We start from the raw sequence: 20,688 nt of genomic DNA, 5'->3' as shown, positions 1-20,688 counted from the left end.
TTTCCAGAAATATCCCCGCCGGAGGCATCGGATTTTCGCAGAAAATCCGCCCCCCGAACGAATGGGTCAAACACATGCCGATGAGCGCCCCGTCCCGACGTTACAACTACGGCTATCTCGATGAAGGCACCAAGCGCATGGTGCGCCGGGCGCTGCTCAAGGCGGTGGCGATCCCCGGCTATCAGGTACCCTTCGGCAGCCGCGAAATGCCCATCCCCTATGGCTGGGGCACCGGCGGGATGCAGATCACCGCGTCCATGATCACGCCCGCCGACCGGCTGAAGGTGATCGACCAGGGCGCCGACGACACCACCAACGCGGTCAATATCCGCCGCTTCTTTGCCAGGGTGGCCGATGTGCAGACCACCGACAAGACATCTGCGGCCACCCTGATCCAGACCCGTCACCGCATTCCCGAAGAGCCGCTGACCGAAGATCAGGTGATTGTGCTGCAGGTGCCCCAGCCCGAACCGATGCGCGGGCTGGAACCGCGCGAGACCGAATGCCGCAAGATCCACGCCTGGGGCGAATACGGGCTGATGCATCTGAAGCTCTACGAAAGCGTGGCCCAGACCGGGCGCATCACCATAAACCATTCCTATCCGGTGCTGGTCGGCGGGCGCTATGTGATGTCGCCCACGCCGATTCCGCGGTTCGACAATCCGAAGATGACGGGCATGCCCGCGCTGCAGCTTTTCGGGGCGGGGCGCGAGCGGCGGATCTATGCGGTACCGCCCTATACCGAGGTCAAGAGCCTCGATTTCGAGGATCACCCCTTCACGCCACAGCATTTTCCCGATCCCTGCGGGCTGTGCGGCGCGGTGGGGGTCTATCAGGATGAAATCCTTCTGGACGACAGGGGCGGCAAGATGTTCGTCTGTTCCGACAGTGATTTCTGCGCCCGCCGCCGTGCCGCGGGCCACAAGGGCCCGATGGCCGAGGACTAAGCCAGGAGTTTCGATGTTCGATCACATTTCCCCCGCCAGCTTCCGCCTGACCAACGCCCGTATCGTGACCGGCGACCGGGTGCTGCAAGGCTCCGTCTCGGTCGAGCAGGGGCTGATCGCCGAGTTGCGCGAAGGTCCGGCCGACGGCATTGATTGCGGCGGGGCCTATCTCACCCCCGGCGTGGTCGACATCCACACCGATCACGTGGAAACCCATGTCTTTCCCCGCGCGTCGGTGATGTGGGACTTTCTGAATGCGCTGATGGCCCATGACATGGTGGTGATCGGCGCCGGCACCACGACCGTATTCGACAGCCTGTCGGTCGGCGCCTCGATGAAACGCCCCGAGCGGCGCGAAATTCTGGGCCCGCTGGTCGAGGCGCTGGAGCAGGGCGTGGCGCGCGGGCTGTTCCGGGCCGAACATTTCCTGCACATGCGCTGCGAGATCAGCGACCCCGACACGATGGCGCTGGTCGATGCCAATATCGGCCGGCCGATCACGCGGCTGGCCTCGGTCATGGATCACACGCCGGGCGACCGTCAGAGCCTGGATGTCGATCACTGGACAGAACGCATGGCGCGCGAGATGAAGCTCGGCACCGAAGAGATGGCGGAACGGCGCGAAGAGCTTTTCGCCCGCTCGGCCCGCGTGGGGGCACAGGTGCGCGCCCATGTGGTGGCCGCCGCCGCCGCGCGACGCCTGCCGCTGATGACCCATGACGACCGGACGCTGGCGCATGTGGAGCAATCCCATGCCGAGGGCATTGCGGTGTCGGAGTTTCCCTGCACGGTCGAGGCCGCCGAACGCGCCCGCGCCCTTGGGCAGATCATCGTGGCCGGCGCGCCGAACTATCTGCGCGGCGGCTCGCAATCGGGCAATGTGGCGGTGGCGGAGCTGATGGCCGCCGGGCTGGTCGATGTTCTGGCTTCCGACTACGTGCCGCGCAGCCCGATCGACGCGGCCTTCGCCATCGCCGAGGACCCGGCGCTGCCGCAGGATCTGCCGCAGATGATCGCGATGGTCAGCCGCGCGCCGGCGCGCCTGGCCGGGCTGACCGACCGGGGCGAGATCGCACCCGGTCAGCGGGCCGATCTGCTGCGTATCCACCGCCGCGACGGGCGCAACCATATCGCTGCGGTCTGGCGGGGCGGCCAGCGGGTTCTGTAGCCCGCCCCCGGCGCCGCTTTTCGCGCCGGTCGGGGATTTGGCGTTTGACTCTTCCTTTCATTGCGCTAATCACGGGGCCACTTCGGTTCTGCCCTTCGGGGCGGATGAAAAGGGAACGCGGTGATGCCTTCGGGCCAATCCGCGGCTGCCCCCGCAACTGTAGGCGGAGAGCGAGGCTGACAATGCCACTGGGGCCGATGCCCCCGGGAAGGCCAGCCGAGCCCAGACCCGCGAGCCAGGAGACCTGCCGAGGTGATCACCCTTTCCGGGGCGCGGGGCGCGTGTCGGAAGCGGTCTGTCCGCAGAGGTGACGTTTTCACCGTCTGCGGCGGGGTCACGCCCTTTCCAAGGACACCATGACTGCAGGCGCCGGGCAAAGACCCGCGCGTTGGACGAGGGCAAGACAATGACGCATAAACTCATCACCGCCGGGGCCGTTCTGGCCGCCACCATTCCGGCGGCCGCCGCCGCGCAGGACGTGATCGTGCTGGACAGGATCGTGGCCTCGGGCGGCTTCACCCCGATCGAGGCGCAGACCTATGGCCGCTCCTACTCCATCCTGACCGGCGAAGAGATGGAGCAAAAGGGCCTGCGCACCGTGCAAGAGGCGATCCGCACCCTGCCGGGCGTCGCCGTCAGCCAGACCGACCCCTATAACACCCAGGTCCGCATTCGCGGCGGCGAGGGCAACCATGTGCTGGTGCTGATCGACGGGGTCGCGGCCACGGCGGGCGACAATGGCGAATATTACTTCTCGGGGCTCCAGACTGCCGATATCGAACGGATCGAACTGCTGCGCGGCCCGCAATCGGTGCTTTACGGCGCCAATGCGATGACCGGGGTGATCTCGATCATCACCAAACGCGCCGCGCAGCCGGGCACCAGCTATGAGGCCGGCACGGTCGCGGGCACGGATGGTACCTATGGCGCCGATTTCGCCCTGCGCACGCGCGGCGCGGCAGGGGAGCTGAACTTTTCCGTCCAGTCGCGCCATGACGGCGGCTATGACGTTTCGGGCGACGACGGCGGCGACGATGACAGCAGCACCCGCAGCACGATCAACCTGACCGGGCGCACCGCCTTCGCCTCGGGGATCGAGGCCGGGTTCACCCTGCGCGCCACCACCCAGGACTACGATTTCGACGACACCAATTACGCGGCCACCGACGCCGACAGCTATATTGTCGACACCGACAATACCGGCGACCGGGATGAGCTCTTCGCCTCTGTCTGGGCCGAGGCCGAGGCGATGGGCGGGCGGATGCGCAACCGGCTGACCTTCTCGGGCAATGACATCGACACGAAGACCTACGATCCGGCCGATGTTCTGACCTCGCAATCCGACAGCAGCCGCCGCGCGGCGCAGGCCAGGCTGAGCTATGCGCTCGACGCGCCGGCGCTGGGGCAGGCGCGCCATATCCTGAATGCGGTGGCCGAGCATGAATACCTGACCTTCCGCCGCGCCTCGGGGGGCACGGAATATGACCGGCGGATGAATTCGGTCGCGCTCGAATATCAGGGCGAGGTGACCGACGCGCTGAACGTGCAGGCGGGCGTGCGGCGCGATTTCAACTCGGATTTCGAGGATGCGACAAGCTGGAACATCGCCGCCTCCTACGCTTTCGCCAGCGGCGCGCGGCTGCACACATCGGCGGGCAAGGCCGTGGTCAACCCTTCGATGTATGAGCTTTACGGCTATTCGCCGGGTTTCTACACCGGCAACCCCGATCTGAACCCCGAGGAATCGGTCGGCTTCGACATCGGGATCGAACTGCCCTTCGCCGGCGGGCGCGGTCTGGTCGATGTGACCTATTTCCACGAGGATCTGGAAGACGAGATCGTCTACACCCCCAGCTTCACCTCGGCCGACAATCTGGACGGCACCTCCAAACGCCGGGGGGTGGAACTGGCGGCCAGCTATGAGGTGACGCCGGTGCTGGATATGGCGCTGAGCTATACCTACACCGATGCCGAAACCGCGACAGGCACCGTCGAGGTGCGCCGCCCCGAGCATCAGGTCGGGCTGGAAGCCACGCTCGCCGTGCTCGACGGGCGCGGCAGCGTCAGCCTCGGGTTACGCCATGTGGCGGGCAATTTCGACACCCAGGACTGGGGCGCCTATGCCACCGAGGAGCTGCCCGACTACACCGTCGCCACCCTCTCGGGGCATTATGCGCTTAGCGACCGGGCCGAGCTGGTGGCCCGGATCGAGAACCTGACCGACGAGGATTATTCCGAGGTCTGGGGTTATGAGGCGGCCGGGCGCAGCGCCTATCTGGGCCTGAGGGCCAGGTGGTAGGCCAATCGCCTTTTCGCCGCGTGCGGGCTGTCCTGCGCGCGGTGTTTTGCGCGGTGCTCGGCGCGGCCACGGTCACGGCTGCGGGCGCGGCGCCGGAGCGGGTGGTCTCGCTCAACCTGTGCACCGATCAGCTTGCCATGCTGCTGGCCGCGCCCGGCCAGCTTGTCTCGGTTTCGTTCCTCGCGCAGGATCCGATGAATTCCGCCATGGCCGACGCGGCGCGGGCCTTTCCCGCCAACCGTGGCCAGGCCGAAGAGGTGTTCCTGATGAAGCCCGATCTGGTGCTGGCGGGCACCTATACCTCACGCGCGGCGGTGTCGATGCTGCGGCGGCTGGGGATCGAGGTGGTGGAGTTTCCGCCCGAACGATCGCTTGACGATGTGCGCCGGCATCTGCGCCTGATGGGGCAGGTGCTGGGGCAGCAGGCAAGGGCCGAAGCGATGATCGCCGACTATGACACGCGGCTGGCCGCCCTGCGCGCGGATCCGGCCCACCGGCCGCGCGCGGCGCTGTATTCGGCCAACGGCTATACCACCGGCGGCAACACGCTTTCGGGCGAAATCCTGGCCGCCGCAGGCTTCGACAATATCGCCGCCGAGGCGGGTGTGCCCGCAGGCGGCGCCCTGCCGCTGGAGGTGCTGGTGATGCTGCGGCCCGATCTGGTGATCACCGGCGCGCGTTATCCTGGCGCGTCACGGTCCGAGGCGCTGCTGGATCACCCGGCGCTGGCCCCGCTTCTGGCGGCAGTGCCCGACGCGCCCGCCACCAATGCCGATTGGGTCTGCGGTACGCCCTATGTGCTGCGCGCCATCGAAGGTCTGGTGGCGGCCCGCAAGGCGCTGGAGGACGGGCGATGAGGTACGGCACGCTGATCGCCGGGCTGGGCGCGCTCGTGCTGGTGCTTTTCGCCGCCTCGCTGCTGATCGGCCCCGCCGCGCTGGGGCTGGGCGATAGCCTGGGCGCGCTGTTCGCCGGGCGGGGCGAGGCCGCCGTTCTGGTGATGCGCGAAATCCGGCTGCCGCGCGCGCTGCTGGGGGTCATGCTGGGCGCATCGCTGGGCCTGTCGGGGGCGGCGATGCAGGGCTATCTGCGCAACCCGCTGGCCGAGCCGGGGCTGATCGGCGTGTCCTCCTCGGCCGCGCTGGGGGCGGTGCTGGCGCTGCAGACCGGGCTGGCCGCCAGCTTCGCGCTGGCGCTGCCGCTGATGGCGCTGGCCGGCGCGGTGCTTTCGGTGCTGTTGCTGTTGCTGCTGGCGGGGCCGCGCGGCTCGTCGCTGACGCTGATCCTGGCGGGGATCGCGCTTTCGGCCTTTGCCGGGGCGCTGACCTCGCTGGTGCTGAACCTGTCGCCCAACCCCTATGCGGCGGCGGAGATCATCTTCTGGATGCTGGGCTCGCTCGGCGACCGGTCGTTCACCCATGTCTGGCTGGCGCTGCCCTTCATGGCGCTGGGCTGGGTGCTGCTGGCCACGCTGGGCCGGGGGCTGGACGCGCTGACCCTGGGCGAGGATGCGGCGGCGGCGCTTGGCATCCGGCTGGCGCGTCTGCGGCTGGTGCTGATCCTGGGCGTGGCCGCCTGCGTGGGCGCGGGCGTCGCCGTGGCCGGGGCGGTGGGGTTTGTCGGGCTGGTGGTGCCGCATCTGTTGCGCCCGCTTGTCGGCGCGCGGCCCGGCCGCCTGCTGCCCGCCTCGGCGCTGGGCGGGGCGGCGATGCTGCTGGCCGCCGATATCGCGGTGCGGGTGATCGCGCCGGGACGCGACCTGAAACTGGGGGTGCTGACCGCGCTGGTGGGCGCGCCGCTGTTCCTGCACCTGATCTACAAGACCCGGAGGGAGGGGCTGTGAGCCTGCTGACGCTCGATCACCTGACCGTGCATCGCGGCGACCGCGCCGTGGTGCGGGACGTGTCGCTGCGCGTGGGCGCGGGCGAATGCGTCGGCCTGATCGGCCCCAATGGCGCGGGCAAGACAACACTGATGCGCGCCGCCCTTGGCCTGTTACCCGCGACCGGAACAAGCTCTGTCGCCGCGCTGCCGGCTGCCGCGCGGGCCCGGCAGGCGGCCTGGTTGCCGCAAATGCGCGATATCGCTTGGCCCGTCAGCGTCGAAACCCTCGTCGCGCTCGGCCGCACGCCGCATCTGGCACCCGGCGGCCGGCTGCGCGAGGCCGATCGCGCGGCGGTTGACGCGGCGCTGGCGCGGCTGGATCTGGCGGCGTTCCGCAGCCGCATCGCCACGCAGCTTTCGGGGGGCGAACAGGCGCGGGTTCTGATCGCACGGGCATTGGCGCAGGACGCGCCGCTGTTGCTGGCCGACGAGCCGATTGCCGGCCTCGACCCGGCGCATCAGATCATGACGATGACGGTTTTCGCCGCGCTGGCGGCAGAAGGGCGGGCGGTGATCGCCTCGCTTCACGATCTGGGGCTCGCGGCGCGGCATTGCACGCGGCTGGTGCTGATGGGGGCCGGGCGGCTGGTGGCCGATGGCGCGCCCGCCGATGTGCTGACACCGGAAAACCTGGCGCAGGTGTTCGGCGTGCGCGCCTATTACGCGCAAACGCCTGATGGCCCGGTATTTCAGCCACTGGAGGTGGTGAAATGAGTGAGATGCTTGCATTCCTGCAAAAGGGCGGCCCGGCGATCTGGGCGATCACGGCGCTGTCGGTGGTGACGCTGACGCTGATCCTGTGGAAGCTCTGGCGGCTGGTGGCGGCGGGCGCCTGGGCGGGCGCGCGGGCCGAAAAGGCGGTGGCGCTGTGGCAGGCGGGCGAGCGTGACGCGGCGCGCGCGGCGGTCGCGGGCCGGGCCGGGCTGCGCGCCCGGCTGGTGCGCGCGGCGATGGCCGCGCTTTCGGGCGGCATGGGGCAGGCCGCCGCGCGCGAGGAAACCACCCGCGTGGCACGGGCGCTGCTGGCCGAGGCGCGCAGCGGGCTGCGCGCGCTGGAGCTGATCTCGGTCATCGCGCCCCTTCTGGGCCTTCTGGGCACGGTGCTGGGCATGATCGAGGCGTTCCAGACGCTGGAATCCGCTGGCAGCCAGGCCGATCCTGCCACGCTGGCCGGCGGCATATGGGAGGCGCTGCTGACCACGGCGGCGGGCATGGCGGTGGCCATTCCGGCATCAATGGCGCTGAGCTGGTTCGAAAGCGTGGTGGATGCCGCCCGGCATGACATAGAAGACTTGGCCACAAGGCTGTTCGTGGCGGAGGCGGGCTGATGGACGCGCCGTTGATCCTGCGCGCCGATGCAACGCTGCCGGGGGCGGTGCTGGTGGTGGCGCGGCAATGAGGCGGATCGCCGAGATAGGGCTGTTCCTGCCGGTGGCGGTGGCGCTGCATCTGGCGGGCTTCGGGCTGGCCGGTGGCGCGCGGACGGGCAGTGAGGCGGGCGCTCAGGGGGCGGGCGGTGAAAACCTGCTGACGCTTGCCGCCGCGCCGCCGCAGATCTCGGCGCTGGTGGCGGTATGGGACAGCCCGCCAGAGGTTTCGGCCGCGCCAGCGGCGGTTCAGCCGCCACCGGCCGCCACCGCCGCACTGCCCCGCGTGCTGCCCGCGCCCGCCTCTGACCCGCCGGATCGCGCCGGCGTTGCCGCAAGACCCAGCCGTCCGACGCCCGACCCGGAGCCCGATATCCGCACGGAGGAAGCCGCGCCGCAGCCGCGCCCCGAGGCGCCGAAGAAGCCCGCGCCGCCACCCGAGGCGCCGGCAAAGCGGGCGGCGGGCACGGGTGGCGGCGCGCAGGCCGGGGAGGCGGGCGCCTCGGCCAACCCGGGCCAGCAGCGGGCGCTGGCGTCGTCCTGGGCGGGGCAGATTCAGGCTCGGGTCGCGCGGGTGCATCGGATGCCTGCGGCCGCGCTCCGCCTGGGGCTTTATGGCGATGTCACGGTGCGCATCACCGTCGCGCGTGACGGGCAGCTGCAATCGGCGCGGGTGGTGAAAAGCGCCGGGATCGCCGTGCTGGATCAGGCGGCGCTGCAGTCGGTGCGCCGTGCCGGGCGCTTCCCGCCCGCGCCCGAGGGCCTGACCCGCCCGGCAATGAGCTTCGACGTGCCGCTTGCCTTCGAGCGGGGTTAGGCGGGCGCGGCCCTGCGGATCTGCGCGCCGGCCCGCATCACCACGGGCGACAGGCCCGCGCCGCCGGATGCGATGATCCCGAGCAGCCGCGCGCGCATGGCCGGCGCCCAGAAATCGTTGATATGGCTGGCGACGTTCCCCGCCGCTTCGGCCTCCGGCAGGTTGGCGAAGGCGGTGGCGATCTGGTTGGCCATGTAGATCAGTTTCTCAGGCGACATCGCTGGCCCTTGCAGTGGCAATCCGGTGCGGATGGGTGAAGATCTCGAACATCTCGCCGCGCGCGAGCGCCGCCAGCGTCAGCCCTGCGGTTTCGGCCAGGCGGATGGCATGGGCGGTGGGGGCGGAGACGGCCACCAGCACCGGCGCACCGGCCAGCACCGCCTTCTGCACCATCTCGACCGACACCCGGCTGGTCAGGATCAGCGCGCCCGCGTGCGCCTCGTGCCCGGTGCGGGCCAGGGCGCCCACCAGCTTGTCCAGCGCGTTGTGGCGGCCCACATCCTCGCGCGCCGCCACCAGCCCGGCATCGGGGGTAAAGAACCCGGCGGCGTGAACCGCGCGCGTGATGTCATGCAGCGCCTGCGCGCCGCGCAGCGCCTCGGCGCCGGCGCTGATCTGCGCCGGCGTCAGTGACAGCGGGGTATCGGGCAGGGTGGGCAGCGGGCGGATCGCCTGGTCCAGACTGTCGATGCCGCACAGCCCGCAGCCCACCGGCCCGGCCATGTGCCGACGGCGGCGGGCAAGGCGGGCCTCGGCGCCCGGCGCCAGCCACATCTGCACCTCGATGCCGTTCGGGTGCGCCTCTATCGTCAGGCGTTCGATCTCGGACAGATCCTTGACGATCTCTTCGCTCAGCGTGAAGCCCGCCGCGAAATCCTCCAGATCGGCGGGGCTGGCCATCATCACCGCCTGGGTGGTGCCGTTGTAGGACAGCGCCACCGGCACTTCCTCTGCCACGGCGCGGGTGCCGGGGCGCGCTACCCCGCGCGCCACCGCCAGTGACGGGGCCGAGATATGGGCGCGGGCCTTCATTCGGCCGCCGGAAGGATACGCCGGGCGCGGGCGGCCTGTTCGGCATAATCCTTCTGCCAGTCCGATGGTCCGTTCGAAGGGCTGATCTGCACCGCCGTCACCTTGTATTCGGGGCAGTTGGTGGCCCAGTCGGAATAGTCGGTGGTGATGACATTGGCCTGCGTGTCGGGGTGGTGGAACGTGGTATAGACCACGCCCGGCGCCACCCGTTCGGTGATCTTCGCGCGCAGCGTCGTCTCTCCCGAGCGCGAGGCGAGACGCACCCATCCGCCATCGCGGATGCCGCGCTGTTCGGCGTCATGCGGGTGGATCTCCAGCACGTCCTCGTCATGCCAGACCACGTTTTCGGTGCGCCGGGTCTGGGCGCCGACGTTATACTGGCTGAGGATGCGGCCCGTCGTCAGCAGCAGCGGAAAGCGCGGGCCGGTGCGTTCGTCGGTGGGCACATATTCGGTGACCACGAAATTGCCCTTGCCACGCACGAAGCCATCGACATGCATCACGGGCGTGCCTGCGGGCGCGGCATCGTTGCAGGGCCACTGAACCGATCCCTCACGCTCGAGCAATTCATAACTTACATTTGAAAATGAGGGAGTTGTGGCCGATATTTCATCCATCACCTGAGAGGGGTGGGTATAGTGCCAGCCGGCGCCCATCGCCCGCGCCAGCATCTGGGTGACTTCCCAATCGGCATAGCCGTTCTTCGGCGCCATCACCCGCCGCACCCGGTTGATACGGCGTTCGGCATTGGTAAAGGTGCCGTCTTTCTCCAGAAAGCTCGATCCGGGCAGGAAGACATGCGCGTAATTGGCTGTTTCATTTAGGAAAAGATCGTGCACGATCACGCAATCCATCGCCGCCAGCCCGGCGGCCACATGTTTGGTGTTCGGGTCCGATTGCAGGATATCCTCGCCCTGAACATAGAGGCCCCGGAACGTGCCCTCGACCGCCGCATCCAGCATGTTGGGGATTCGCAAACCGGGTTCGTTGCTAAGCGTAACCCCCCACAGGTTTTCGAAAATCGCGCGGGTGGCATCGTCCTGCACATGGCGGTAACCGGGCAGCTCATGCGGGAAGCTGCCCATGTCGCAGGCGCCCTGCACGTTGTTCTGGCCGCGCAGCGGGTTCACGCCGACGCCGGGGCGCCCGATATTGCCGGTGACCATGGCCAGGTTGGCGATCGCCATGACAGTGGTGGAGCCTTGCGAATGCTCGGTCACGCCCAGCCCGTAGTAGATCGCGCCGTTGCCGCCGGTGGCGAAGAGGCGCGCGGCGGCGCGCAGTTCGGCGGCCGGCACACCGGTCAGCAGGGCGGTGGCCTCGGGGCTGTGGCGGTCATCGGCCACGAAGGCGGCCCAATCCTGAAACCCGTCCCAATCGCAGCGGCTGCGGATGAAACCCTCGTCGGCCAGCCCTTCGGTGACGATCACATGGGCCAGCGCCGTCAGGACCGCGACATTGGTGCCCGGCGTCAGCGCCAGGTGATGCGCGGCCTGCACATGCGGGCTGCGCACCAGATCGATCCGGCGCGGGTCGATGACGATCAGCCTTGCCCCCGCCCGCAGCCGCTTCTTCAGCCGCGAGGCAAAGACGGGGTGGCCGTCGGTGGGGTTGGCGCCGATCACGATCACCACGTCGGTTTGCGCGACACTGTCGAAATCCTGGGTGCCGGCCGAGGTGCCGAAGGTGGTTTTCAGCCCGTATCCGGTGGGCGAATGGCAAACGCGGGCGCAGGTATCGACGTTGTTGTTGCCAAAGACCTGGCGGATCAGTTTCTGCACCAGATAGGTTTCCTCATTGGTGCAGCGCGACGAGGTGATGCCGCCGATCGCGCCTGGCCCGTGCTGATCCTGGATGCGGCGCAGGCGGGTGGCGGTGAAGGTCATCGCCTCGTCCCAGCTTACTTCGCGCCAGGGGTCTTCGATGCGCTCTCGGATCATCGGGTTCAGGATACGGTCGGCATGGCTGGCATAGCCATAGGCGAAGCGGCCCTTGACGCAGCTGTGCCCCCGGTTCGCCTTGCCCTGTTTCCAGGGCACCATGCGGACCAGCGTATCGCCCTTCATCTCGGCCCGGAAGCTGCAGCCGACACCGCAATAGGCGCAGGTCGTCACCACCGAGTGATCGGGCTGACCCATGTCGATGATCGCGTTTTCCTGAAGCGTGGCGGTCGGGCAGGCCTGCACGCAGGCGCCGCAGGACACGCAGTCGGACGACAGGAAATCCTGCCCCGCGCCGCTGGCCACGCGGCTGTCGAATCCGCGCCCTTCGATCGTCAGGGCGAAGGTGCCCTGCACCTCTTCGCAGGCGCGCACGCAGCGTGAGCAGACGATGCATTTGGCCGGGTCATAGGTGAAATAGGGGTTGGAGGTGTCTTTCGGGATGTAACGCGGGTTTTCTTCACCGTTGCAACGGGTTGCGAAGTGGTTTTCACCCGGCCGATACCGCACCTCGCGCAGGCCTACGGCACCGGCCATGTCCTGCAGCTCGCAATCGCCATTGGCCGCGCAGGTCAGGCAGTCGAGCGGGTGGTCGGAGATGTAAAGCTCCATCACCCCGCGCCGCAGCCCGGCCAGCTTGTCGGTCTGGGTATGCACCACCATCCCCTCGGTCACCGGCGTGGTGCAGGAGGCGGGGGTGCCGCGCCGGCCCTCGATCTCGACAAGGCACAGGCGGCACGAGCCGAACGCTTCGATGCTGTCGGTGGCGCAAAGTCTGGGTACCTTGATGCCCGCCTCGGCGCTGGCGCGCATGACGCTGGTGCCCTCGGGCACGGTGACGGGGGTGCCGTCGACCACCAGCGTCACCATGGTTTTCGATTTTGACGCCGGGGTGCCGAAATCGGCATCGGGGAGGATGAAGTCTTTCATCTGGGGGCCTTCCTTCCGGCGGTTTTTCCGAGTTTGGCGGCGCGTTCGACAACCCATTCCGCCCGGGGTGCCCTCGGCCGGGCACCGCCCTGTGTTCGTGCAACCCTCATTCCGCCGCCTCCTTGCGGGGCGCGGTGAAATCCTCGGGGAAATGGGTCAGCGCGCTCATCACCGGATAGGGGGTGAAACCACCCAGAGCGCAGAGCGATCCATCGCGCATCGTGTCGCACAGCTCTGTCAGCAGGCCGATGGCGGCGGTATCGCCGGCGGCGATCCTGTCCACGGTTTCCACACCGCGCACCGCGCCGATCCGGCAGGGGGTGCACTTGCCGCAGGATTCAATGGCGCAGAACTCCATGGCGAAGCGCGCCTGCTTCAGCATGTCGGCCTGATCATCGAACACCACGATACCGGCATGGCCGATCAGCCCGCCGGCCCCATCGAATTCTTCGTAACCGAAGGGCGTATCGAATTTCTCGCGCGGGAAATAGGCGCCCAGCGGGCCGCCCACCTGCACCGCCTTCACCGGCCGCCCGGTGGCGGTGCCGCCCGCGATGTCATCGACCAACGCGCCCAGTGTCATGCCAAAGCCTGCCTCGAACAGCCCGCCATGTTTCACATTTCCCGCGATCTGCACCGGGATCGTGCCGCGCGACCGGCCCAGCCCGAAGCCGGCATAGTGCTGCGCCCCCCTGGCCAGGATCACGGGAACAGAGGCCAGGCTGATCACGTTGTTCACCACGGTGGGGCGGCCCAGAAACCCCTGGTGCGCGGGCAGGGGCGGCTTGGCCCGCACCACGCCGCGCTTGCCTTCGAGCGAGTTCAAAAGGCTGGTTTCCTCGCCGCAGACATAGGCGCCGGCGCCCACGCGGATTTCCATGTCGAACGCGGGGCCGGTGCCCAGCACATGCGCGCCCAGTATCCCGGCACGGCGCGCGATATCGACGGCGGCATGCATCACCCGGATCGCATCGGGATATTCCGAGCGCAGATAGACGTAGCCGCGGGTGGCGCCGACCGCCAGGCCGGCGATCACCATGCCTTCGATCAGGGCGAAGGGGTCGCCCTCCATCAGCATCCGGTCGGCGAATGTGCCGCTGTCACCCTCATCGGCGTTGCAGATGATGTATTTCCGCGGCCCTTCGGCCTCCGACACCGTTTTCCACTTGAGCCCGGTGGGAAAGCCCGCGCCGCCGCGTCCGCGCAGCCCGCTTTCGGTGACCGTCTGGACAATCTCGCCGGGGGCCATGGGCAGGGCGGCCCGCAACCCGTCCAGCCCCCCATGCGCCCGGTAGTCCTCAAGCGACAGAGGGTCGGTCAGGCCGCAGCGGGCGAAGGTCAGGCGGGTCTGCCGGGCGAAGAACGGGATATCCTCGACCGGGCCGAGCGCAAGCGCATGATCGCCGAAGCCGGCATCGAAGAGCGCGGGCACGTCGGCCGCGCGCACCGGGCCGAAGGCGGTGCGGCCGGCGGCGGTTTCGACCTCGACCAGCGGTTCCAGCCAGACCATCCCGCGCGTGCCGTTGCGGATCAGCGTGACCGTGACGCCGCGCCGGGCCGCCTCGGCCCGCACGGCTTGCGCCACCTCGTCGGCCCCGAGGGCGCGGGCGGCTGCATCGCCGGGAACATAGATGCGCAGGGTCATGCCAAGACCTCGTCGATCAGGGCGTCCAGCCGCGCGTCATCGACCCGGCCCACAACCCTGCCGTCGATCATGGCGGCGGGCGCGCAGGCGCACAGGCCCAGGCAGTAGACGGGCTCCAGCGTCACGGCGCCATCGGCGGTGGTGCCGTGCCAGTCGACGCCCAGAGCGGCAAGGGCGCGGGCGGCCACCGCATCGGCGCCCATCGCCTGACAGGCCTCGGCGCGGCAGATCTTCAGCACCTTGCGCCCGGCGGGTTCGGCGCGGAAATCATGGTAGAAGGACATCACGCCGTACACCTCGGCGCGCGACAGGTTCAGCACATCGGCGATCACGGGCAGGGCGGCGGCGGGCACATGCCCGCACGCGGCCTGAACCGCGTGCAGGATCGGCAGCAGCGGCCCTTCGAGCGGCGCAAGCTCTGCGGCGATCGCGCGCACGCGCGCCTCGATTTCGGTTGCGTCTGGCTCTGCCATGCCATCCTCCCGGCCCGTTTTTCGGAATTCTGCGGCGGATGAAAGGCCAAATCAATGCAACATACCCGTTGGCTGATAGGGGTTTTCTATCAATCGCTCGGGCTGCCCAGCCTGCGCGCGGCTGTCAGCAAGGCGTCCAGCACCGGCGTGTGCGGCTCTCGGTGCGGGGCGACGAGCCCGACAAGATGCGCGGCCTCGGGCGCCACGATCGGCACCGCCGACAGCGCGCCGGAGGCCAGAAAGAACTCTGCCGTCTGCAGCGGCAGGATCGTGGCCCAGTCGCCCGTCAGCACATGCGACGTCAGCGTGATGACGGAGTTCGATTCCAGCCGGGGCGCCACCTGCGCCCCGGCCTGCGCCATGTGCCGGTTGATGATCCGCCGGTTCTGCATGTCGGGCGTCAGCAGGCACAGGGGCAGGGCGGCCACCTCGGCCCAGGTCACCGACTGCCGGTCGCTCAGCGGCGTGTCGGCGCGGGTGACCAGATTATAGTGCTCTGCGAACAGCGGCACGGTGGTGACCCGGCCCAGCGGCTCGTTGTCGAGATAGGTGATGCCCGCGTCGATCTCGAGGTTTTCCAGAAGCTGCAGGATCTCGGCCGATGTGCGTGACAGGACGGTGAATTTCAGGTTCGGGTGACGCGCCGACAGCGGCGTGGTCAGGCTCGACATCATCGCCAGCGCGGTGGGGATCACCGCCAGCCGCAGCTTGCCCGACAGGCCCTGTTTCACCGCGCGCATCTCTTCGCGCATGGTGCGCGCGTCGCCCACGATCTGCCGCGCCCATTCCAGCACCCGCGCGCCTTCGGGCGTCAGCCCGCGATAGCGCGAACCGCGCCAGACCAGCATCACGCCCAGCTGCTCTTCCAGTTGCTTGATCGCGGCGGAGAGCGTGGGCTGCGTGACGCCGCATTCTTCTGCGGCGCGGCCGAAATGCCGGTTTCGGGCGAGCGCGATGAACATTTCCAGCTTGTCGATCATTGGGGGGCTGTCCGCCTTGGCCGTGCTGATCCAGCTTTAGGGTAAAACCGTGCCTCTGGCCATCCGCGCCGGGCGCGATCAAAGGCACTGGCCTTTGCCGGGCGCGTTTCCTATTCTGCGGCCCCGATAACGGGAGTAGGCGATGCCGCGTCTGGCCCTGGCCGTTCTTGTCTTTCTGCTGCTCGCTTCCGGTTTTGCCGGCGGTGTGTGGTGGTTTGCCTATTCCTCGGCGCTGGATCAGCTGGTCGACAGGGGCCGGGCCGACCTTTCGCTCGCCTCCGACAGGCTGGTGGGGCAGTTGCAGCAATATCGCGAACTGGCGGTTCTGATGGCCGATCACCCGACGCTTTCGGGGGTGTTGCTGGGCGAAGACCCGGCGAAGGCGGCCGAACTGCTGCTGCTGCGCACGGCCGACAAGACCGGCACGCTCAGCATCCATCTGATCCGTGCCGACGGGCGGGTGGCGGCAAGCTCGGTTCAGGGGGGCGCGGCGCCAACCGATCTGTCCGCGCACCCCGGTTTCCGCCGGGCGATGCAGGGCGCGCTCGGGGCGCATCACGCCCGCACCGATGAGGCGGGCGGGCGGCGGTTCACCTATGCCGCGCCGGTCTTTGCGGATGGCCCCCGGCCACTGGGCGCGGTGTCTGTCGATGTGAACATCCGCAGCCTGGAAAGCGGCTGGGCGGGCGATCCCGAGGCGATGTATTTCACCGATGCCCTTGGCGTCGTCTTCATCTCGAACCGGAGCGAGCTGTTGTTCAGCGCGCCTGATCCGGCCGCGCTCTCGGCCGAGAGCCTGGCCGGTTTCGGGTACCGCCCCGACATGATCGCGCCGCTGCCCCAAGCCGGCCGGTTGCAGCGTTCGGGGCACGACATCTGGCTTCTGGACGCGGGCCCGTACCTGCCCGCGCGGGCCCTGCACCTGACGCAGGACCTGCCCGTCATCGGCATGACTGGCGCATTGCTGCTGGATGTGGCGCCGGCGGAACGGATCGCATCGTTGCAGGCGGCGGTGGCGGCGGCGCTGGCGCTGGTGTTCGGCTCGACGCTGTTCCTGCTGTCGCAGCGGCGCCGGGCGCTGGCCGACCGGCTGGCGCTGGAGGCCGAGGCGAAATCGGCCCTCGAAAGCCGCGTCGCCGCGCGCACGGCCGAATTGTCAGAGGCCAACCGCAGGCTGCGCCGCGAGGTGGCTGAGCGCAAGGAAGCCGAGGCGGCGCTGAAACGCGCGCAGGAAGAACTGGTGCAGGCGGGCAAGCTGTCGGCGCTGGGGAAGATGTCGGCAGGGCTGAGCCATGAGCTGAACCAGCCTTTGATGGCGATCCGTTCGTTTTCGGAAAATGCGACGCTGTTTCTGGAGCGCGGTGCGCCCGAAAAGGCGGCACAGAACCTGACGCGCATCTCGGATCTGTCGCGCCGCATGGGGCGTATCATCAAGAACCTGCGTGCCTTCGCCCGGCAGGAGATAGAGCCGATCGCCGATGTCGATGTCGTCGCCGTGGTCGATGCGGTGCTGGAGATGAGCGACCGCCGGATCCACGAGGCGGGGGTGACGGTGATCTGGCCGCGCCCGGCGCTGCCGGTTCTGGTGCGCGGCGGCGAGGTGCGGCTGCAGCAGGTGCTGCTCAACCTCGTGACCAACGCGCTCGACGCGATGGCCGGCGGCACGGTGCGGCGGCTGGAGATCGGGCTGGCGCGGGACGGCGGGCAGGTGCGGCTTTCGGTGCGCGACACCGGGCCGGGCATCGCCGAGCCGGAAAAGATCTTCGATCCGTTCTATTCCACCAAGGAGGTGGGCCAGAGCGAGGGGATGGGGCTGGGCCTGTCGATCTCCTACGGTCTGGTGCAGGGCTTCGGCGGCGCGATCCGCGGGCGCAACCATGCGGAGGGCGGCGCGGTGTTCACCGTCGAACTGGCCGCCGCCGCACAGGAGGAAGCGGCATGAGCCGGAAGGTTTTGCTTGTCGATGATGATCCGCCGGTGCGCGAGGCGCTGGGGCAGACGCTGGAGCTGGCGGGGCTGAGCCCGGTGCTGGCCGGCAGCTATATCGAGGCCAAGGATCACGTCACACCCGGCTTCGAAGGGGTGGTGGTGACCGATATCCGCATGCCCGGCAAGGACGGTTTCGCGCTGCTCGAGTTTTCCCAGCGGATCGACCCCGACCTGCCCGTGATCCTGCTGACGGGCGAGGGGGATATTCCGATGGCGGTGCGGGGCATTTCCGCCGGGGCGTTTGATTTTCTTGAAAAACCCTGCGCGCCCAGGGAATTCGTGGCGATCGTCGAGAAGGCGCTGAAGACCCGGACGCTGGTGCTGGAAAACAGGCGGCTGAAGCGGCAGGTCGAAAGTGGCGACGCGGCGGCGCGGATGCTGTTCGGCGAGTCGCGTCAGGCCGACGAGCTGCGCGCGCGGGTGCGCAGCGCGGCGCGCTCTTCGGCCGAGGTGCTGATCACCGGCGCGCCGGGCACCGGCACCTCGAAAGTGGCCGAGGTGATCCACCTGTTGTCGGCCGGATCGCTGCGCCCGTTTCAGAAACTGGCCGCCGCCTCCGCCAGCCCCGAGTCGCTGGCCGGGGCCTTTGCCGCGGCCGAGGGCGGATCGCTGTTTCTGGACGAGCTGGCGGCGCTTGGGCCGGCGGCCCAATTCACCCTGCTGGAACTGCTGGACGGCGACGGCGGGCCGCGCGTCATCGCCGGAACCTATCGCGATCTGGATGCGGAGGTGGCCGAGGGGCGGTTCAACCCCGACCTGTTCTACAAGCTCGACGTGATGCGGGTGCGCATCCCGGCGCTGCGCGAGCGGCCCGATGACATCCCGGTGCTGTTTCGCCATTACGTGTCGATCGCCTGCGAACAGGCCGCGCTGCCGCAGCCCGAGATCACCACCGACGTGATCGCCCGGCTGATGGCGCAGGACTGGCCCGGCAACGCCCGCTCGCTGATGAACGCGGCGATGCGCTTTGCGATGGGGCTGAACGAGGTGGAGCAGGTGGAAGAGCAGGCGGGCCTGGCCGAACAGCTTGCCCGCGTCGAAAAATCCCTGTTGATCGAGGCATTGCGCCGCGCCGATGGCCATGCGACCGAGGCCGCGAAGGCGCTGAAACTGCCGCGCAAGACTTTCTATGACAAGCTGGCGCGGCACGGGATTCGCCCCGAGGCCTATCGCTGAGAACTGTGCGGTTTTCCGCACAACCCGTGGCGGTGCCTGTGCGGGTTTTCGCCCAGGCGGGCGCGGGCGCCGCTGATGGAAAGGTGAGGTTCGCGCGCCAACCAATTGAAAATATAAGTTATATTCTCCATCAAGGGGGGCGAAAATCTTTTTCTTGAGGCGTGAATCCGTCTGGGCTTTCTATTGTGCGGGTGCCCCGACTGGGGCGCACAGTATCTGATTGTCAGGATATCTGGGAGGATACCTTATGAAACTCGTACATGTCGCCGCGGCCTCTGCCGTGGCGCTGACCATGGCCGCCGGCGCGGGCCTTGCGCAATGCGACGACGGCGAAGTCGTCATCAAGTTCAGCCATGTCACCAACACCGACCGCCACCCCAAGGGGATCGCCGCGTCACTGCTGATGGAGCGTGTGAACGCCGAGATGGACGGCAAGGCCTGCATGGAGGTCTTCCCGAACTCCACGCTCTACAACGATGATCAGGTGCTCGAGGCGATGCTCCAGGGCGATGTGCAGCTTGCCGCGCCCTCGCTTTCGAAATTCGAGGCTTTTACCAAGAAATTCCGCATCTTCGACCTGCCGTTCATGTTCAAGAACATCGAGGCGGTGGATGCGTTCCAGGCGTCTGAAACCGGCGTCGCGATGAAAGAGTCGATGACCCGCCGCGGCCTGCTGGGGCTGGATTTCTGGCACAACGGGATGAAGCAGTTTTCGGCCAACAAACCGCTGCTGATGCCCGACGACGCGAAGGGCATGAAGTTCCGGGTACAGACCTCGGACGTGCTCGTGGCGCAGATGAAGGCGCTTGGCGCGTCGCCGCAGCCGATGGCGTTTTCCGAAGTGTACGGCGCGCTGCAGACCGGCGTTGTCGACGGGCAGGAAAACACCTGGTCCAACATCTATGGCCAGAAGTTCTTCGAAGTGCAGAACGGCACCACCGAAACCAACCACGGGGTGCTGGATTATCTGGTCGTGACCTCGGTCGACTGGTGGGACAGCCTGGATGCCGATGTGCGCGATCAGCTTGCCACCATCCTGCATGAGGTCACCGCCACCCGGAACGCCGAGTCGTTCAAGGTGAACCAGGAAGCCCGGCAGGCCATCATCGACGCCGGCGGTGTCGTGCGTGAGCTGAACGCCGAACAGCGTGCCGCCTGGGTCGAGGCGATGAATCCGGTCTGGGCCGAGTTCGAAGGCGATGTCGGCGCCGAAAACATCGCCGCCGCGCAGGAAATCAACACGATGTACTAGGGCATCCGCCCGAGCTTTGGACCGGCCCGGCGCTTCGCAAGGCGCCGGGCCGTTTCCCAACACCAATAACGCTTACCTGCCGGAGGGGGACCGCAGACATGAGTGGCCATACCCATACCTACGCCCAAAGCAGCCTTGGCCGGGCGGTCAACACGCTGGAGGAAACCGCGCTTGCGCTCATACTGGGCCTGATGACGCTGGTCACCTTCGTCAACGTGGTGCTGCGCTATGGCTTCAACACCTCGCTGATCTGGGGGCTGGAACTGACGCTGGTGCTGTTCGCCTGGCTGGTGCTGTTCGGCATCAGCTATGGCTTCAAGATCACCGCGCACCTGGGGGTTGATGCGGTTCTGAACATGGTCTCGTCACGGACCCGGAGGATCATGATTCTGCTGACCACCGTGGCCTGCCTGATCTATGCGCTGCTGTTGCTGAAAGGCGCGTGGGATTACTGGGCGCCCTTCGCCGGGCTCGACGCCACCACCGGGCGCTGGTTTCCCACCGGCTTTGCCAACAGCCGCGATCAGGCGTGGTACGAGACCGAGCAGATCCCGATGCTGGATTGGCTGCGCTTCATCGAGCCGGTGTTCAATCAGGGCGAGGCCTATGAAAAGCTGCCCCGCTTCATTCCCTATTCCATCCTGCCGTTCGGCGCCGCGCTGATCCTGTTTCGCCTGATCCAGGCGACGCTGCGCATTCTGCGCGGAACGCAGGACAGCCTGATCGTCAGCCACGAAGCCGAAGATGCCGTTGACGAGGCCGCGGCGATGAGCCGGAAAGGATAAGCCC

18 protein-coding genes and 1 riboswitch are annotated in these 20,688 nt (G+C 68.1%); of the genes, 12 read left to right on the top strand and 6 right to left on the bottom strand.

Annotated features, from left to right (window positions below):
* Positions 1 to 80: 80 nt before the first annotated feature.
* The 8 genes from TQ29_RS11140 to TQ29_RS11105 all read left to right on the top strand — a co-directional run bounded on the left by TQ29_RS11140 (position 81) and on the right by TQ29_RS11105 (position 8,482).
* Complete coding sequence (locus tag TQ29_RS11140) at positions 81 to 947, top strand: alpha-D-ribose 1-methylphosphonate 5-phosphate C-P-lyase PhnJ (RefSeq protein ID WP_054540411.1); 867 nt, start codon at positions 81 to 83, stop codon at positions 945 to 947.
* 13 nt (positions 948 to 960) lie between these two features.
* On the top strand, positions 961 to 2,115 hold the full coding sequence (locus TQ29_RS11135) for an alpha-D-ribose 1-methylphosphonate 5-triphosphate diphosphatase (RefSeq protein WP_054539211.1): 1,155 nt from the start codon (positions 961 to 963) through the stop codon (positions 2,113 to 2,115).
* Positions 2,116 to 2,181: 66 nt separating this feature from the next.
* A riboswitch (cobalamin riboswitch) is annotated at positions 2,182 to 2,382 on the top strand.
* A 139-nt stretch (positions 2,383 to 2,521) separates the two neighbouring features.
* Entirely contained in the window at positions 2,522 to 4,414 is a 1,893-nt protein-coding gene (locus tag TQ29_RS11130; protein ID WP_054539210.1) for a TonB-dependent siderophore receptor, read from the top strand.
* 20 nt (positions 4,415 to 4,434) lie between these two features.
* Positions 4,435 to 5,271 (top strand): ABC transporter substrate-binding protein, encoded by an 837-nt coding sequence (locus tag TQ29_RS11125; protein ID WP_054539209.1) that lies wholly within the window; start codon positions 4,435 to 4,437, stop codon positions 5,269 to 5,271.
* Entirely contained in the window at positions 5,268 to 6,257 is a 990-nt protein-coding gene (locus tag TQ29_RS11120; protein ID WP_037210690.1) for an iron ABC transporter permease, read from the top strand. Before TQ29_RS11125 ends, TQ29_RS11120 begins: the two co-directional genes overlap by 4 nt.
* Positions 6,254 to 7,012 carry an ABC transporter ATP-binding protein gene (locus tag TQ29_RS11115; RefSeq protein ID WP_054539208.1) on the top strand — a complete coding sequence of 253 codons (759 nt, stop codon included), beginning with the start codon at positions 6,254 to 6,256 and terminating at the stop codon, positions 7,010 to 7,012. The genes TQ29_RS11120 and TQ29_RS11115 overlap by 4 nt, the downstream gene beginning before the upstream one ends.
* Positions 7,009 to 7,626 carry a MotA/TolQ/ExbB proton channel family protein gene (locus TQ29_RS11110; RefSeq protein WP_054539207.1) on the top strand — a complete coding sequence of 206 codons (618 nt, stop codon included), beginning with the start codon at positions 7,009 to 7,011 and terminating at the stop codon, positions 7,624 to 7,626. The genes TQ29_RS11115 and TQ29_RS11110 overlap by 4 nt, the downstream gene beginning before the upstream one ends.
* 67 nt (positions 7,627 to 7,693) lie before the next feature.
* The gene (locus tag TQ29_RS11105; RefSeq protein ID WP_054539206.1) at positions 7,694 to 8,482 is read left to right on the top strand and encodes an energy transducer TonB; all 789 of its coding nucleotides are present in this window, start codon (positions 7,694 to 7,696) and stop codon (positions 8,480 to 8,482) included.
* Here TQ29_RS11105 and TQ29_RS11100 read toward each other — a convergent pair.
* The 6 genes from TQ29_RS11100 to TQ29_RS11075 all read right to left on the bottom strand — a co-directional run bounded on the left by TQ29_RS11100 (position 8,479) and on the right by TQ29_RS11075 (position 15,482).
* Positions 8,479 to 8,700 carry a formate dehydrogenase subunit delta gene (locus TQ29_RS11100; protein ID WP_054539205.1) on the bottom strand — a complete coding sequence of 74 codons (222 nt, stop codon included), beginning with the start codon at positions 8,698 to 8,700 and terminating at the stop codon, positions 8,479 to 8,481. The two genes, TQ29_RS11105 and TQ29_RS11100, sit on opposite strands and share 4 nt — an antisense overlap.
* Positions 8,690 to 9,514, bottom strand: a complete 825-nt coding sequence (gene fdhD, locus TQ29_RS11095) for a formate dehydrogenase accessory sulfurtransferase FdhD (protein ID WP_054539204.1) — start codon at positions 9,512 to 9,514, stop codon at positions 8,690 to 8,692. The genes TQ29_RS11100 and fdhD overlap by 11 nt, the downstream gene beginning before the upstream one ends.
* A complete protein-coding gene (gene fdhF, locus TQ29_RS11090) occupies positions 9,511 to 12,384 on the bottom strand; it encodes a formate dehydrogenase subunit alpha (RefSeq protein WP_054539203.1) in 2,874 nt (957 codons plus the stop codon). The genes fdhD and fdhF overlap by 4 nt, the downstream gene beginning before the upstream one ends.
* A gap of 106 nt (positions 12,385 to 12,490) precedes the next feature.
* Positions 12,491 to 14,023 (bottom strand): NADH-quinone oxidoreductase subunit NuoF, encoded by a 1,533-nt coding sequence (locus TQ29_RS11085; RefSeq protein WP_054540410.1) that lies wholly within the window; start codon positions 14,021 to 14,023, stop codon positions 12,491 to 12,493.
* Between the two features lie 2 nt (positions 14,024 to 14,025).
* Positions 14,026 to 14,502, bottom strand: a complete 477-nt coding sequence (locus TQ29_RS11080) for a formate dehydrogenase subunit gamma (protein WP_054539202.1) — start codon at positions 14,500 to 14,502, stop codon at positions 14,026 to 14,028.
* 89 nt (positions 14,503 to 14,591) lie between these two features.
* Positions 14,592 to 15,482: a LysR family transcriptional regulator gene (locus TQ29_RS11075; protein ID WP_054539201.1), complete on the bottom strand. Its 891-nt coding sequence runs from the start codon at positions 15,480 to 15,482 to the stop codon at positions 14,592 to 14,594.
* A 142-nt stretch (positions 15,483 to 15,624) separates the two neighbouring features.
* On the opposite strand from TQ29_RS11075, the gene TQ29_RS11070 reads away from it, so the two are divergent.
* The 4 genes from TQ29_RS11070 to TQ29_RS11055 all read left to right on the top strand — a co-directional run bounded on the left by TQ29_RS11070 (position 15,625) and on the right by TQ29_RS11055 (position 20,684).
* A complete protein-coding gene (locus TQ29_RS11070; RefSeq protein ID WP_054539200.1) occupies positions 15,625 to 17,424 on the top strand; it encodes an ATP-binding protein in 1,800 nt (599 codons plus the stop codon).
* Positions 17,421 to 18,647, top strand: a complete 1,227-nt coding sequence (locus tag TQ29_RS11065; protein ID WP_054539199.1) for a sigma-54 dependent transcriptional regulator — start codon at positions 17,421 to 17,423, stop codon at positions 18,645 to 18,647. Before TQ29_RS11070 ends, TQ29_RS11065 begins: the two co-directional genes overlap by 4 nt.
* A 247-nt stretch (positions 18,648 to 18,894) precedes the next feature.
* On the top strand, positions 18,895 to 19,899 hold the full coding sequence (locus tag TQ29_RS11060; RefSeq protein WP_054539198.1) for a DctP family TRAP transporter solute-binding subunit: 1,005 nt from the start codon (positions 18,895 to 18,897) through the stop codon (positions 19,897 to 19,899).
* Positions 19,900 to 19,997: 98 nt separating this feature from the next.
* A complete protein-coding gene (locus TQ29_RS11055; protein ID WP_054539197.1) occupies positions 19,998 to 20,684 on the top strand; it encodes a TRAP transporter small permease in 687 nt (228 codons plus the stop codon).
* Positions 20,685 to 20,688 lie beyond the last annotated feature (4 nt).

The organism is Actibacterium sp. EMB200-NS6, from assembly GCF_001305615.1.
Classification (GTDB): Bacteria; Pseudomonadota; Alphaproteobacteria; order Rhodobacterales; family Rhodobacteraceae; genus Actibacterium_A; species Actibacterium_A naphthalenivorans.
Note: the sequence above shows the minus strand (reverse complement) of the source record. Positions and strands in the feature narration are given on the sequence as shown.